Here is a 14,668-nt window from a genome sequence, read left to right as displayed (position 1 = left end):
TTGACTCAGCATACTTAGCGTCCTCGCAGACCGTCAGCCAGGCGCTTACCGTTGCGTATGGAAAGCAGCGTCAGCAATGTGCGCCAGTTCATCCGCTTGTTACGAATCTGATAAAGGGTAAACAGCTGATATTTTTTACTCGCCCGGTCAAATTTACCTTTGTGCTTGCGATAGAACTGGAAATAACCGGAGAACTTATGTGGAGAGGAAGTAATGCGCATCTCGCCGTGATTCACATGCAGGATCTGCGTCGCCTCTTTTACCTTCCAGGGTTTACCGTAGGCCACCACCATGCGCAGAAAAATGTCGTAATCCTGAGCGGCTTTTAACGTGGTATCAAACAGGCATGCTTTGAAACGCCACGCCCAGCTAAAGACCTGATTGCCAATGATATTTCGTTTGTAGAATCGGCGTCGTGAGTACATCGACTTCGGATACAGCGGCAGACTGGCTGGCTGTGAATAAACCTCACCTTCACAGACATAATCATCAGCGTAGAGAAAAGCGTGCGTCACCAGTTGATGACGAGACTGAAGGAATGTGCTCAGGCGATTCGGCGTCCACTCATCGTCATCATCAATTCCCGTAATGTACTGCCCACTGGCCTGCATGATCGCCTGATTGCGTACCGCGCACGCGCCGGAGTTAATCTCGTTATGCGTATAGCTCACGCGTGGATCGTTTAACGCCTCAACAAACTGTTGCAGCTGCTCATACTCGCAAGAGCAATCATCGACAATGATCATTTCCCAGTGGCTATAGTCCTGGCGCAGCACCGATTTAATCGCCCGAATAGCCAACTGCTGGCGGTTCCAGGTTGGCATATAAATAGAAATTAGTGGGTTGTCTGTCGTCATTTTTTTGTCCCAGATAAAGTTGCCAGATGGCGCTACGCTTATCAGGCCTACATTCGATATGCGTCGCTGTTAGTTATCTATTTCGAATCCGACGTGTATTCGTATTCGTAGTAACCGTAATCCTGATACCCGCTGGCGCGCCGGAAAATGGAGTTGAGGATCACCCCTTTCACCTGAATACCGTTTTGCTCGAAGCGACTCAGACTGGTTTCCACCTCTTTCAGCGTGTTGACCGCGTAACGCGCCACCATCAGCGTGGTTCCGACGTGGCGACCAACGATGGCCGCATCGGTCACGGCCAGTATTGGCGGCGTATCGATCAGCACCAGGTCATAGTTCGCGCTAGCCCAGGTCATCAGCTCGCCAAAGCGTTCGCTCATCAGCAGTTCTGAAGGATTAGGGGGAACCTGCCCGCGAGGGACCAGGTCAAAATGTGCAATTGAAGTCGGTTTTGCGCAGGCGGGAATGTCACCCTTGCCGCTAAGAATCTCAGACAGACCGTTGACGTTATTGGTCCCGAGCAGCTCATGGGTATAGCCTTTACGCATATCACAGTCGATCAGCAGCACGCGCTTGTCGGTCTGACTGATAACCGCAGCCAGGTTGGCACAGACAAACGTTTTGCCAATCGACGGGCTGACCCCGGTAAGCATCAGCACATTATTACGTGATTGCATCATGGCGAAGTGCAGGCTGGTACGCAGGCTGCGCACCGCTTCTATTGCCAGGTCAGTCGGATTACCTACCGCCAGCAACTGGCTCTGCTTATAGCGCTTAACGCCTTTAATGGTCTGCACGTTATCACGGGCTTTTTGCCATTCGGACAAAGGAATGCTGGCATACACGCTGATGCCGTGCTCTTCAAGCACCTGCGGGCTTTCAATACCGCGATTGAACAGCGATCGCAGCAGCACGCCAACCACTGAAAGCATCAAACCAAGAAGAATACTGCCGAGAATAATCAGCGCCGTTTTCGGTTTCAGGACACCGGGCTGGGCAATGGCGGGATCGACAATACGCACATCGCCAACCGTACTGGCTTCCGTGATCTTCAGCTCCTGCTGTTTATTCAGCAGTTGCATATAGACCTGCTGGCCGGACTCCACGTCACGCGTCAGGCGGACAATTTCCTGCTGCGTTTTCGGCATCGCTGTTACGCGCCCGTTCAGCTTGTTTTTTTCATCTTCCAGCGCCTGGCGCTTTTCCAGCAACGTGCGGTACGCCGGGTGCGCTTTGGTGAACAGTTTGGAGATTTCTGCTTCTTTAAAAGTCAGTTCATTTAACTGGGCATCAATATTGACCATCGAGTCCAGCACCGCTTTGGCCTCCAGCGGCAAATCAACGGAGTCTTTATCCTGACGAAATGCATTCAGCTTGTTTTCGGCAACGTCCAGACGATTGCGCACCTCTGGCAATTGTTTTGCCAGAAATGCCAGACTTTTGGCGGCCTCTTCAGATTTACGCTCCACGTTTTGTTGCAGATAGTTGCGGGTAATACTGTCGAGGATCTGGCGGATTTGCTCACGATTTTCTCCCGTGAAGGTCAGACTCAGCACCCCGGTATCTTTACCTGTTTCCGTCACCATCAGATTATTTTGCAGGTTGTTGATCGTGCCAAGCGTGGAGAACTTACTGACGGTAAATTCGCTATCCGGACTGGCATGAATCGCCTCAACCCGCATCGTTACACCGTCATGGTTCAGTAACTGCCCAACCTGACCACGCGCGCTAAAGCCGCCGTCACTCACCAGTTGATAACTTTTGTCGTTCAGTACGCTCAACGTGAAGGTCTGTTCATTCATTGACGTTGGCAAGGTGAAGGTCGCCACATTGACCGTTTCATTCTGGCGGCCCATCAGACGGTCCCAGCCGGCACCAAAAAGAGGAAATGAATCTTTGGTGACGGAAATGTCCAGATTGAGATCGTCTACCGTTTTGCCCAATACCCGTCGTGACTGAATAAGTTGAATTTCCGCTTCAGAGGCAGGTGGCTTGTTGGATAACGCCGAGCCAATATCCTGGACTAACGAGCTGCCGGTGTTTTGCTCAATTTGTACCAGCGCATCGGCACTGTAGATCGGCGTGGCAAACAAAGTGTAGACCGACGCACACAGCGCAAATGCGGCAGTTATGCCCAGTACCCACCAGCGTGCTTCGACTACTGTCCCAACCAGACGTCCGATATCGATTTCATCGTTGCCTGTTACCGACGTTGCAGACTGTTTTTCTTTTTCTGTCATTATTTTCCCTGCTCCGCATTCAGTGCCTGAGCCCATTGGTGGGCAGACCGCTCAAGTAGCGCATACACCGCATCAAATGCATCACGGCTTTTACGATACGGGTCGGGTATTTCGCGTTCGCTGTCCCAATGGCCGAACAGCATCACTTTGCCACGCATCTCCGGCACCATTTCACACAACGCCGTGATATGACGTTTTTCCATGGTCAGGATCAGGTCATATTCCCGGCACATCCGTCCCGAGATCTGCCGCGCACAATGATTTTCCAGCGACAAGTTATGCGCCTGAGCCACACTAATGGCACACGGATCAGCGCCCTTGCCTACCAGCGCGCCGAGGCCAGCGGAAGACACCGTCAACGCCGGATCAAATTGCCTTAACAAGCGCTCTGCCGTCGGAGAGCGGCAAATGTTCCCCACGCAGACAACTAATATTTTGTTAAACATGATGATTACCAGTTGTGAAGGTCGCTGGCCGTATCCGTCATGTAACGAACACCGCTAATGGTCGGCAGCAACTGATTGATCAAACGGTTCCAGCGAGCAACCGGCGCGGTCGTGACATACACCACATCGTAAGGCTGAAGTCGGAAAGAGGTCGCCATCACCAACGATGCCGCATCGGACATATCAAGCTGGTAGATATTGGCGATCTTGCCGTTATGCCCACCCTCGCCTTTTATTGGACGAATAACGAAGATGCCGCTGGCATTGGATGTGGTCAGGTCGATGCCCTCCGCATTGCCCAGCGCTTCAGTGAGCGTCATACCGCTGAAATCCATCTTGAGGGTGCTCTGTTTTTTCACTTCACCCATCACGAACACTTTCAGGTCGTCATTTCGCGGAACAAACAGAATATCGCCAGGATAGAGCAGACGGTTCTGGCTCAGATCGCCATTTTGCATTAGCGCTTGCAGAGAGATTCGTTGCTCCTGCCCTTTGTGGGTCAGCACAACGTTGCGCCAGTCGGCCGCTTCTGTAAGGCCGCCTGCGGCATTGATAGCATCAAGGATGGTAAGAGGTACGTTGGTGATGGCCTGTTGACCGGATTTATTCACCTGCCCGGAGACATATGCCTTTTGCGAGCGGAATGCGGCGATATTAACGTCCACCTGCGGGTCTGCGATGTACTTCGCTAAGCGCCCGGTAATATCACTACGAATTTCTGCCAACGTTTTTCCCACCACGCTAACTTTGCCAATGTAGGGATAAAACATCGTGCCGTCAGGCTGTACCCAGTTTCCCGTATCGCTTGAGCTACGATACTGTCCCGCTGGCGTGGTGAGTTCGGGATGATCCCATACGGTGACATTCAGGACATCACCGGGTCCGACCCGGTACTGATACCCGGAGATCTCCTGATCCAGCGACATATTAGGTTGAGCAACATTCGGTCGCGGACGTAATTGTTCAACCAGTCGTGGGGTAAGCGGATAAACATTCACCATCCGGTTGATATCAAAATCGGCATCCTGTTGCTTAATCACATCTTTGCCCATGGTAGACATATTGCTGCCCGGAAGCACGGTACAACCGTTGATCAATATTACCGACACCAATACTGGTATCAATTTAAGTTTGGATTTCATCATTGATTATTTATCACTTTGGCAGAGTCATTATCACGTGCGTTTTAAATAGCGATTACGCCTGTTTGCATTTACCTTGCCGTTAATTGAATAAGAATTTAACTGGCATCAGTCCTAAAAAAAATGAATTCATCTGCAGTCTCTTGACAGAATAATTTAGGTTTATCATCAGGCGACCAGGCACGCTACCGCCCCTGGCTTCATTAGCTACCAATGCACTGATTAATTTATATTTTTACCGTCCTCGCAATTTTCATCATATTCATAGCACCTGCCCATCAGAAATAGCATGGTGCGATACTGGCAACATATTTCTCTTTTGATTATTACGGGAAGAATTGTTGCAGCTAACCGAATAGCAGGCAAGATAACAAGTCCTGAAACGTAGCCTTTTAAGATTAATATTAAGCGTGAGATATGTCTATTTTTAGGATTTTATTGATGTTGACAATGTTAATATATAAATATCCAATCTGCGATATTTCCTAAATATAACTGGATGAATAAAACCATTTCGTGCAGATACCTTCAGGCTATTCTCTCCCTCCTATCCTGATATAAACGGAAGAGAAATCCCTTCTCGCCATTGCATTTTTCGTCGATTTTACCCATGATCGAATTGTGACAATTGTCATATAACTATAGGTATAGCATTTACTATGGAATGGATTGCCGATCCGTCAATCTGGGCCGGACTCGTCACGCTAATCGTGATAGAACTCGTTCTTGGCATTGATAATCTTGTTTTTATTGCCATCCTCGCGGAGAAACTCCCTCCAGCCCAGCGGGATAAGGCGCGTATTACCGGGCTACTACTGGCGATGGTTATGCGCCTGCTACTGTTGGCGTCAATATCATGGCTGGTGACGCTGACCACACCTCTGTTCAGCATTCGGGGCTTCAGCTTCAGTGCCCGCGACCTGATTATGCTATTTGGCGGCTTCTTCCTGCTGTTCAAAGCGACAATGGAGCTTAACGAAAGGCTGGAAGGGAAAGACAGCGACAATCCCACCCAGCGTCGGGGTGCGAAATTTTGGGGCGTGGTCGCGCAAATAGTGGTACTGGATGCCATTTTCTCACTGGACTCGGTGATCACCGCGGTTGGCATGGTTGATCATCTGGCCGTCATGATGGCGGCGGTGATTATTGCCATCAGCCTGATGATGCTGGCCAGCAAATCGTTGACCCGTTTTGTTAACAGCCACCCAACTATCGTTATCCTGTGCCTGAGCTTCCTGCTGATGATTGGTTTCAGCCTGGTCGCGGAAGGCTTTGGTTTTCGCATACCGAAAGGCTATCTGTACGCGGCTATCGGCTTCTCGGTCATGATAGAAGCCCTGAACCAGCTGGCTATTTTTAACCGTCGTCGTTTTCTGTCGGCTAACCACACGTTACGCCAGCGTACCGCCGAGGCGGTGATGCGCCTGATAAGTGGTCAAAAAGAAGATGCCGAGCTGGATGCCGAAACTGCCGCCATGTTGGCGGATCATCATGAAGGCCAGATTTTTGCACCACAGGAACGGCGGATGGTTGAGCGCGTACTGAACCTCAATCAGCGAACCGTCAGTAGCATCATGACGTCACGCCATGATATCGAGCATATTGATCTCAATGCGCCGGAAACAGAAATTCGCACACTACTGGAGAAAAACCAGCATACGCGTCTGGTCGTAACCGGAGAAGATGAACAGGAAGAACTGCTCGGTGTGGTGCATGTGATTGACCTTCTGCAACAGTCGCTGCGTGGCGAACCACTCGATTTGCGCGTCTTACTTCGCCAGCCGTTGGTATTCCCGGAAACCCTGCCGCTCCTTCCGGCGCTGGAGCAGTTCCGTAATGCCCGTACGCACTTCGCTTTTGTGGCCGATGAGTTTGGTTCGGTGGAAGGCATCGTGACGCTGAGCGACGTGATGGAAACCATCGCGGGTAACTTGCCAAATGAAGTCGAAGAGATCGACGCTCGTCATGATATTCAGAAAAATGCCGATGGGTCGTGGACGGCAAACGGTCATATGCCGCTGGAAGACCTGGTGCAGTATGTCCCGATCCCATTAGATGAGAAACGTGAGTATCACACCATCGCCGGGTTGTTAATGGAGTATCTGCAGCGCATCCCGAAAACCGGAGAGGAAGTACAGGTTGGAGACTATTTGCTGAAAACCTTGCAAGTAGAAAACCATCGGGTGCAGAAAGTCCAGTTGATACCACTGCGCAGTGAAGAAGAGATGGATTACGAGGTATAAGCGATATGCCGGATGGCGCTAAAGCGACATCCGGCAATAGAGATCAGAGTTTATCCAGCAGCTTTTTAACATCTTTGCCGTTGCGAGAGTCTTTGTTGCGATCGGCCCAGTCGTTCAATCGACGTTTTGCTTCATCCTGCATATGCTTACGCAAGAGTTGGTCCACCTGCAGGTTATAGTTTAACGACTGCCACTTGCCATAGACCCTGAGCGGAACCGGAGTCGCTTTGAGGAAATCGATCAATTTGCTTTCCCCATTCCATCCGCCCAGCACACGTACGTTAAACTGAGTATCACAATTTTGCTCAACCAGATCTAACGTGCCCTTACCCGAAAGCGCCAGCATGGCGGACTGCCCTTCCATGTTATCCAGCGTAACCTTGCCGTTATCCAGCGTCAGATCGGTCACAAAGCGATCCAGCCGCGTCGCATTATCCAAATCCTGTTGTGAACTTGCACTGCCGCCGCTACGTTCAACCGCCTGTTGCACCAGTTGCTGGAAGTTCATGCCTTCCATACGCGTGCCGCTCATCTCAACATTGGCCTGTCCTTGCCAGCTGTGACGAAATGCCTGCGCATCAATGTCAGAGCCCGAAAAATCGCCAGTCAGTGACAGCTTGCCAGTAAGGGCAATCGGATAGTCAAAGGCTTTCAGGATAGTGCCGATTTCTACGCCTTCCAGCCGTGGGTGAAAGACTGCCCGTGGAGAGCCTTTTCTGGCATCCAGCGAGCCAGGAAGCGAGATCAACCCACCGTCACTTTTTCCCTGTAACTCATTGATATTCAGCAAGCCAGCCTGGTTGACGATTTTTGCAGAAACATTATCAAATGCCATTTTCCGCCAGAGAACTTTATCCGCCTGTAGTGCAATATTGGCGGAAAATCCTTGCAGCCCCTGATAAGAGACGGCATCAACCTGCGAGGCAATTACCGGCCGCGCCAGTGTAGACTGGCTCTGACTCTGCTGTGCCCCGGTATCTGTCGCCGCCAGAGCGTCATGCTGTACGATCAGGTTATCCAGGTTGAGCTGGCCGAATTTCAGATCGACGTCCCATGCAGGTTTCTCCGCCAGCGTTACCTGAGCTTGCCCGGCGAGTGAACTGTCATTCGCCGTTAAGTGAATCTGCGTAAAGTTGAGTTGTTTTTTCTCTTCCTGCCACCGAGCCTGAAGCTGACCCTGGCCGCGGATCCCCTGCGGCGGCAAGTCAGCGCCCTGTAACTGCCAGCTTAGCTGCTCAATGTTAGCGACTAAATCATGCGGATAGTCAGACGCATCGACAGCACCGCTGATGGACAACGTCAGGTCGCGCTGGTCGCGGTTAACGCGACCGGTGAAATCGAACGTTCCGCGATGCTGGGCATCCTGTTCCATATTCAGGTGAATATCACGAACCGTTATCTGTTCATCGTCTTCATGCTGGAATACCAGAACGCTGTCAGCCACGCGCAGGCGAGCGATATCGAACGACCATCCACGATCTTCTGCCAGATCCGGCAGTGTATTATCTTTTGGCGCAACAGGGGCATCGACTCCGCGCACAGCCTCGGTTTCAGGTATAAGTTGAATCACCGCGCCTTTGAGCATGACTTGCTTTACGCTGAGTTGGTGGCTCAACAACGGCCACAAGGCGACGTCCAGACGCATATTGTCGGCACGAACCAGAGGTTCGCTGGCACCTTCGGCCGTTAGCACCATGCGCCCGGAGAGAATGCTCAACTGGGGCCATACGTGCCAGCGCAGAGGACCATCCAACTGCAGTTGATATCCGCTACGCGCAGCAACTTGCTTCACCATGTATGCGCGGAAATCGTTCGGATTCACCAACAATACTAACGCAGAGAAACCGGCCACCAGCACGACCAGAAGAATCATCAACGTCGTCAGAAATCGTCTCATGCTATCCCCAATGGACTGAAAAACACTCAGTCTTTATCGATCCGGCTGGCTACCGCGCCCTGCTGATCGCGATACTTCGCATCCTGGCGACGGTTGTAAGGTCGCGCTGCCGGGCCGGAAAGCGGTTCGAAGCTCAGTGCACCAATCGGCATACCGGGGCGCAGCGCCAACGGTAATTTTCCTGAGTTGTAAAATTCCAGCACGATGCAGCCCGACCAACCCGGATCAATACGGTGTGCCGTAACGTGTACCATCAGGCCCAGACGTGCCAGCGAAGAACGGCCGTCTAACCAGCCAACAAGGTCGGAAGGCAGCGTTACGGATTCGAACGTTACCGCCAGCGCTAATTCACCCGGGTGCAGGAAAAACGCTTCACCGTCTTTGAGGACAATTTCATCACTCATTACGCGGTCAAGCGCAGCGCTGACCTCATCCTTCGGCCCGCTCAAATCAATATACGCCGCCGTATGACCGCGGAACGTACGAAATTTGTTTCCAAGACGCACATCTACCGTTGCGCCGTTGATACGCTCGACAGGAGGACGTGGATTGATCGACAGACGACCTTCATCCAACCAGGCTTCAATATCTCGGTCACATAAACGCATGGCACTTTCTCCTTTCGTGCTTCAACCCCTTAATGCCAGGCGCGTTAAGGGTGAACCAGGTTATCACTGAACGGTACACAATTCGCTGAACTTATTCAAAGAACTGACTGATTTTCGCCTTCAGAATATCGATAGCAATGCGATTTTTACCCCCGCGAGGCACGATGATATCGGCGTATTGTTTTGAAGGCTCAATAAATTGCAGGAACATCGGACGTACGGTTTTTTGGTATTGCGCCATCACCGAATCCATTGAACGACCACGTTCATTCACATCACGCTTGATACGGCGCATCAGGCAAATATCCAACGGCGTATCAACAAAAATAGAGAAGTTCATTTCATCACGCAAACGCGCATCCGTCAGCAACAAAATGCCTTCCAGAATAATGACTTTCTTGGGTTCAATATGAATAGTTTCTTGTGTGCGCGTGTGTTCAACATAGCTATAAACGGGCAATTCAATGGCGGAACCACGTTTAAGTGTTTGCAGATGCTGAAACAGCAAACTGTGATCCATCGCGTTCGGATGGTCGTAGTTCGTTTTTACGCGTTCTTCCATCGACAGATGGCTTTGATCTTTGTAATAGCTGTCTTCGGGAATAACGCCAATATGTTCGTCACCGACTTGTTCACGCAATTCGCGATAAAGGGTGCTGGCAATAAGACTCTTGCCGGAAGCCGATGCGCCGGCAATGCCGATAATGACGCACTGATGGGACTGATCAGTCATAAATTTAGCGACCTGATTAACCTGGATGTAAGGAAGGGCGGCGTCGAAACGCCAAACGCGGCAATTATAGGGATTTCAGCAGCGCGATGCCAGCCCAGGCTGCACCAATGCTTGCCCTGTCGCAAATTAAAACGGTTAATTTTAAAGCAGGCTCAAGTTTTATTCACCCGCCTTAGGAATTAATGGCTTGAGCGTGTTAATTTATGAGCAACTGGCGTATAAATTGTAAATTATTTGTACTAGCATAAACGAAGATTAAACGTGATGCGGCTGGTAACTCTGCTGGCCGACATCGGCTATTTGGGTAAAGTGGTAATGAGTAAACAATTCCAACATGTTTTAGTTACCCTACCCCATCCTCTGCTGCGCCTGGCCAGTTTAGGTCTGGTAGCATTTATCTTTACGCTATTCTCGCTGGAACTGTCGCGTTTCGGTACTCAACTGGCACCGCTTTGGTTTCCAACCTCGATCATGATGGTGGCGTTTTACCGCCATGCGGGGAAAATGTGGCCTGGGATAGCGCTGGCTTGCTCATTCGGCAGTATCGGCGCGTCTTTGCTGTTTTTTCCTGGAGGTTCGCTTAACTACACTTATACGACCATCAACATTATTGAAGCGGTCGCCGGCGCGATGTTGTTGCGCAAGCTGCTACCCTGGTACAATCCCTTACAGAATCTGAATGACTGGGCGCGATTGGCGTTGGGTAGCGCCGTCATTCCACCGCTGTTAGGTGGTGTACTGATGTGGCTACTGCTCCCAGAGGGAACCTCGTTAAATACGTTTCTCATTTGGGTGCTTTCCGAATCCATCGGCGCGCTGGCGTTGGTGCCATTGGGTCTGTTATTCAAGCCTCATTATCTGCTGCGCCACCGCGATCCCCGCTTACTGCTTGAGACCCTCATCACGCTGCTCATCACTTTAACGTTCAGTTGGCTCTCCATGATGTACGTGCCGTGGCCGTTTACCTGCGTCATTGTGTTGCTGATGTGGAGCGCCGTCCGTTTGCCGCGTATGGAAGCATTTTTAATTTTCCTCAGTACCGTCATGATGGTCTCTCTGATGCTGGCTGCCAACCCATCGCTGCTCTACGCCCCAAAAACGAATGTGATGACCAGTATTCCGTGGCTGCCGTTTTTGATGATTCTGTTGCCAGCCAACATGATGACTATGGTGATGTACGCATTTCGGGCCGAGCGAAAACACATTTCTGAAAGCGAATCGCGTTTTCGTAATGCAATGGAATATTCCGCGATTGGCATGGCGCTGGTCGGTACCGAAGGGCAGTGGTTACAGGCAAACAAGGCGCTGTGTCAGTTTCTTGGCTACAGTCAGGATGAACTGAGAGCGCTGACCTTCCAGCAACTCACCTGGCCAGAAGATCTGAATAACGACCTCGAACAACTCGGCATGTTGGCCCGTGGTGAAATCAATAGCTACTCCATGGAAAAGCGCTATTACACGCGCGCAGGCGAAGTCGTCTGGGCATTGCTGGCCGTTTCGCTGGTACGCCACAGCGACAACACCCCGCTCTACTTTATTGCTCAGGTCGAAGACATAAACGACCTGAAACACACCGAGTGGATGAATAAGCGGCTGATGGAGCGCATCACCCTCGCCAACGAAGCGGGCGGTATCGGTATCTGGGAGTGGGAACTGCAACCCGATGTGATCAGTTGGGATAAGCGCATGTTCGATCTCTATGAAGTCCCGCCGCATATCAAACCCAGTTGGCAAGTCTGGTACGAGTGCGTCGTACCAGAAGATCGCGAGCATGCTGAAAATGTGATTCGCGACTCTCTGGCCGCACGAATTCCCTTTAAGCTCGAATTTCGTATTGCAGTACGTGACGGCGTGCGACACATCCGCTCGTTGGCTAACCGGGTACTGAATAAAGACGGAGAAGTTGAACGCTTACTCGGCATCAATTTGGATATGACCGAAGTGAAGCAACTCAACGAAGCGTTGTACCAGGAAAAAGAGCGCCTGCACATCACGCTGGACTCGATCGGCGAAGCGGTGATTTGTATTGATGTCGACATGAACGTGACCTTTATGAACCCGGTTGCCGAGAAGATGAGCGGCTGGCAGCAGGACGACGCGATAGGTATTCCGTTACTGACAGTGCTGCGTATTACCTTTGGCGATAACGGCCCGTTGATGGAAAACATCTACAGTGCCGATATGTCGCGTACTGCCATAGAGCAGGAGGTGGTTCTGCATTGCCGTAACGGCAGCAGTTACGACATTCAGTACAGCATTACGCCACTCAGTACCCTTGACGGCGGCAGCATTGGCTCCGTGCTGGTCATTCAGGATGTCACCGAGTCGCGTAAGATGTTACGCCAACTGAGCTACAGCGCGTCGCACGATGATCTCACCCATCTTGCTAACCGGGTCAGCTTTGAAAACCATCTGAAACAATTGCTGCAAGCCGTACACGATACGCATCAACGTCATGTTCTGGTCTTTATCGATCTGGATCGGTTTAAAGCCGTGAACGATAGCGCGGGCCATGCTGCAGGCGATGCCCTGCTGCGCGAACTGGCTTCTCTGATGCTCAGCATGCTACGTACCAGCGATGTACTGGCGCGTCTCGGTGGCGATGAATTCGGCCTGTTGCTGCCAGATTGCAACATCGAAAGCGCACGCTTTATCTCTGGCCGTATTATCAGCGCCATCAACGAGTATCAGTTCATGTGGGACGGCCGTCTGCACCGCATAGGTGCCAGTGCGGGTATTACGCTGATCGATGAGAAAAATCATGTCGCGACTGAGGTTATGTCCCAGGCGGATATCGCCTGCTATGCCGCCAAAAACAGCGGACGTGGCCGGGTCTGCGTGTATGAGCCTCAGCAAAGTCAGACGCACACCTCACGGGAACTGCTATCGTTTGATGAACAGAAGCACATTATTGCGCACAACCCGATGCTCATGATCGCCCGGGGTGTGGCCTCTCCACGCATTCCTGAAACATTCAGCTTCTGGCTACTCTCACTGCGTCTGGGAACAGAGGACGGTGATGTTATCGAAGAGCATATCTTCCGTACCGGACTTGTTGACCCTGCGCTTAATCATGCGCTTGACCGCCGGGTTTTTAACGAATTTTTCCAGCATGCAGCGACGGCGATTGCCAGTAAGGGACTCAGTATTGCCCTTCCCCTTTCTGCCGCCGGACTGTTGAATACCGAACTTGTGGATGAACTGCTAGAACAGTTGCAACGTAGCCCGCTACCACCACGATTATTACACCTGACCATTCCAGCCGGAGTGATGAAATCGCATCCAGCTCAGAGCCTATCGGCCATTCAGCGGCTTCGTCACGCGGGTTGTCGGATTATTTTAAGCCAGGTTGGGCGCGACTTAGAGATCTTTGAAAACCTGAAGTTTCACACCGTCGATTACCTGTTACTCGATAGTGATATCAGCGCCAGTGTTCACGGCAACCTGATGGATGAAATGTGGGTTTCTATTATCCAGGGCCATGCACAGCGCCTGGATATCAAAACGATCGCCGGCCCCGTGCAAATGCCGCTTATTATGGACGCACTTTCTGGTATCGGTATCGATATGATCTACGGCGACATCATTGCTGATGCTCAGCCGTTGGATCTGCTACTCAATACCAGCAACTTCGCTATCAACTGACGGCTGCCACCCTTCCGTATACCAGATATGCAATAACGCATAGGAGCGCCACGGCTTCCAGCGCTCGGCATAACGCCGGATCTGGGCTGGCGTCATGCCCGGAAAGCGTTGTTTAATCAAATAGTCGTCAGGGAGAAAAACATCTTTCGCCTGCCAACCGCGTAGCGCGAAATAATTGGCAGTCCAGCGCCCTATACCGGGAAACGTTTGTAGGTACTTTACGCCTTGCTCAATATCGGCTGGTGCAACCGATGCAAGCCTTCCGGTAAGCGTTGCTCGTGCCAGATGAATGAGCGCTTCGGCGCGTTTGAGCGGCATCCCTAAGGCTTTCAGGTGCAAAGGATCAGCAGCAGCCAGCGCTTGTGGTGTGGGAAAACACACATACTCAGGCGCGTCATCAAGCCTGTCACCGTAGGCGTGTACAACTTTCGCGGTCAGTTTTGCCGCCATGGCAACGCTCACTAACTGGCCTAATATCGCCCTCACACCTTGTTCAAAAGCATCGACAGAGCCGGGTAGCCGCAAGCCAGGACGCGCTGCGCCCAGGCTGCCCAGAGCGTTAACAATATGCTGTGGACAGCAGCCAAGATCGAACAACCGCTCAATTTTAGCCAGGCATTCTGGCGCAACGGGCTGTAAACCTGGACTTAACCTGACCTGAAGCTGGTGTGTCTTCAGGTCAGGCACTACCCTCACCAGCCCGCGATACTCACCGATTGCCAGGCTCCTGGCATAATACAACTCCCCGACGGTTTCGACCCCCTCCACCGCACGGGCGGCAAGAAACCCTAGCATCCAGGACCAGTCATAAGGCGGCTGCCAGCTCAGTGTTAACATTCAGGTTCCCTTTTTAGTTA

Annotated in this window: 10 protein-coding genes; 2 read left to right on the top strand and 8 right to left on the bottom strand. The window is 51.5% G+C overall.

The features are described from left to right. Nucleotides 1-14: 14 nt before the first annotated feature. The 4 genes from wcaA to QMN38_RS00440 all read right to left on the bottom strand — a co-directional run bounded on the left by wcaA (nucleotide 15) and on the right by QMN38_RS00440 (nucleotide 4,688). On the bottom strand, nucleotides 15-857 hold the full coding sequence (gene wcaA / locus QMN38_RS00455; protein ID WP_137382249.1) for a colanic acid biosynthesis glycosyltransferase WcaA: 843 nt from the start codon (nucleotides 855-857) through the stop codon (nucleotides 15-17). A gap of 77 nt (nucleotides 858-934) precedes the next feature. Beyond that, nucleotides 935-3,097: a tyrosine-protein kinase Wzc gene (gene wzc, locus QMN38_RS00450; RefSeq protein WP_323604189.1), complete on the bottom strand. Its 2,163-nt coding sequence runs from the start codon at nucleotides 3,095-3,097 to the stop codon at nucleotides 935-937. Further along, nucleotides 3,097-3,543 (bottom strand): low molecular weight protein-tyrosine-phosphatase Wzb, encoded by a 447-nt coding sequence (gene wzb, locus QMN38_RS00445; protein WP_271450340.1) that lies wholly within the window; start codon nucleotides 3,541-3,543, stop codon nucleotides 3,097-3,099. Before wzb ends, wzc begins: the two co-directional genes overlap by 1 nt. Before the next feature lie 5 nt (nucleotides 3,544-3,548). Continuing rightward, on the bottom strand, nucleotides 3,549-4,688 hold the full coding sequence (locus QMN38_RS00440; RefSeq protein ID WP_323604186.1) for a polysaccharide export protein: 1,140 nt from the start codon (nucleotides 4,686-4,688) through the stop codon (nucleotides 3,549-3,551). A 656-nt stretch (nucleotides 4,689-5,344) separates the two neighbouring features. Here QMN38_RS00440 and QMN38_RS00435 point away from each other — a divergent pair. Then, a complete protein-coding gene (locus QMN38_RS00435) occupies nucleotides 5,345-6,928 on the top strand; it encodes a TerC family protein (protein ID WP_323604183.1) in 1,584 nt (527 codons plus the stop codon). A gap of 43 nt (nucleotides 6,929-6,971) precedes the next feature. Here QMN38_RS00435 and asmA read toward each other — a convergent pair whose 3' ends face one another. The 3 genes from asmA to udk all read right to left on the bottom strand — a co-directional run bounded on the left by asmA (nucleotide 6,972) and on the right by udk (nucleotide 10,166). Continuing rightward, complete coding sequence (gene asmA, locus QMN38_RS00430; protein WP_271456728.1) at nucleotides 6,972-8,825, bottom strand: outer membrane assembly protein AsmA; 1,854 nt, start codon at nucleotides 8,823-8,825, stop codon at nucleotides 6,972-6,974. A 26-nt stretch (nucleotides 8,826-8,851) separates the two neighbouring features. Beyond that, entirely contained in the window at nucleotides 8,852-9,433 is a 582-nt protein-coding gene (gene dcd, locus QMN38_RS00425; RefSeq protein ID WP_003036774.1) for a dCTP deaminase, read from the bottom strand. A 91-nt stretch (nucleotides 9,434-9,524) separates the two neighbouring features. Further along, entirely contained in the window at nucleotides 9,525-10,166 is a 642-nt protein-coding gene (gene udk / locus QMN38_RS00420) for a uridine kinase (RefSeq protein ID WP_005128328.1), read from the bottom strand. Nucleotides 10,167-10,481: 315 nt separating this feature from the next. Here udk and QMN38_RS00415 point away from each other — a divergent pair, with 315 nt between their 5' ends. After that, complete coding sequence (locus QMN38_RS00415; RefSeq protein WP_323604569.1) at nucleotides 10,482-13,811, top strand: diguanylate cyclase; 3,330 nt, start codon at nucleotides 10,482-10,484, stop codon at nucleotides 13,809-13,811. Here QMN38_RS00415 and alkA read toward each other — a convergent pair. Then, on the bottom strand, nucleotides 13,779-14,648 hold the full coding sequence (gene alkA / locus QMN38_RS00410) for a DNA-3-methyladenine glycosylase 2 (RefSeq protein WP_271450343.1): 870 nt from the start codon (nucleotides 14,646-14,648) through the stop codon (nucleotides 13,779-13,781). The genes QMN38_RS00415 and alkA overlap by 33 nt on opposite strands. Nucleotides 14,649-14,668 lie beyond the last annotated feature (20 nt).

The sequence above is a fragment of the Citrobacter sp. R-1.5.2 genome (assembly GCF_035064245.1).
Classification (GTDB): domain Bacteria; phylum Pseudomonadota; class Gammaproteobacteria; order Enterobacterales; family Enterobacteriaceae; genus Citrobacter.
The sequence above is the reverse complement of the archived record's forward strand: the minus strand, read 5'-3'. Positions and strand labels throughout refer to the sequence as shown.

Excerpts from the sequence above, each read along its gene's own strand:
- QMN38_RS00435 (WP_323604183.1), top strand. The coding sequence starts at position 5,345 with ATGGAATGGATTGCCGATCCGTCAATCTGGGCCGGACTCGTCACGCTA.
- QMN38_RS00440 (WP_323604186.1), bottom strand. The coding sequence starts at position 4,688 with ATGATGAAATCCAAACTTAAATTGATACCAGTATTGGTGTCGGTAATA.
- wzc (WP_323604189.1), bottom strand. The coding sequence starts at position 3,097 with ATGACAGAAAAAGAAAAACAGTCTGCAACGTCGGTAACAGGCAACGAT.
- udk (WP_005128328.1), bottom strand. The coding sequence starts at position 10,166 with ATGACTGATCAGTCCCATCAGTGCGTCATTATCGGCATTGCCGGCGCA.
- alkA (WP_271450343.1), bottom strand. The coding sequence starts at position 14,648 with ATGTTAACACTGAGCTGGCAGCCGCCTTATGACTGGTCCTGGATGCTA.
- wcaA (WP_137382249.1), bottom strand. The coding sequence starts at position 857 with ATGACGACAGACAACCCACTAATTTCTATTTATATGCCAACCTGGAAC.
- dcd (WP_003036774.1), bottom strand. The coding sequence starts at position 9,433 with ATGCGTTTATGTGACCGAGATATTGAAGCCTGGTTGGATGAAGGTCGT.
- asmA (WP_271456728.1), bottom strand. The coding sequence starts at position 8,825 with ATGAGACGATTTCTGACGACGTTGATGATTCTTCTGGTCGTGCTGGTG.
- wzb (WP_271450340.1), bottom strand. The coding sequence starts at position 3,543 with ATGTTTAACAAAATATTAGTTGTCTGCGTGGGGAACATTTGCCGCTCT.
- QMN38_RS00415 (WP_323604569.1), top strand. The coding sequence starts at position 10,482 with ATGAGTAAACAATTCCAACATGTTTTAGTTACCCTACCCCATCCTCTG.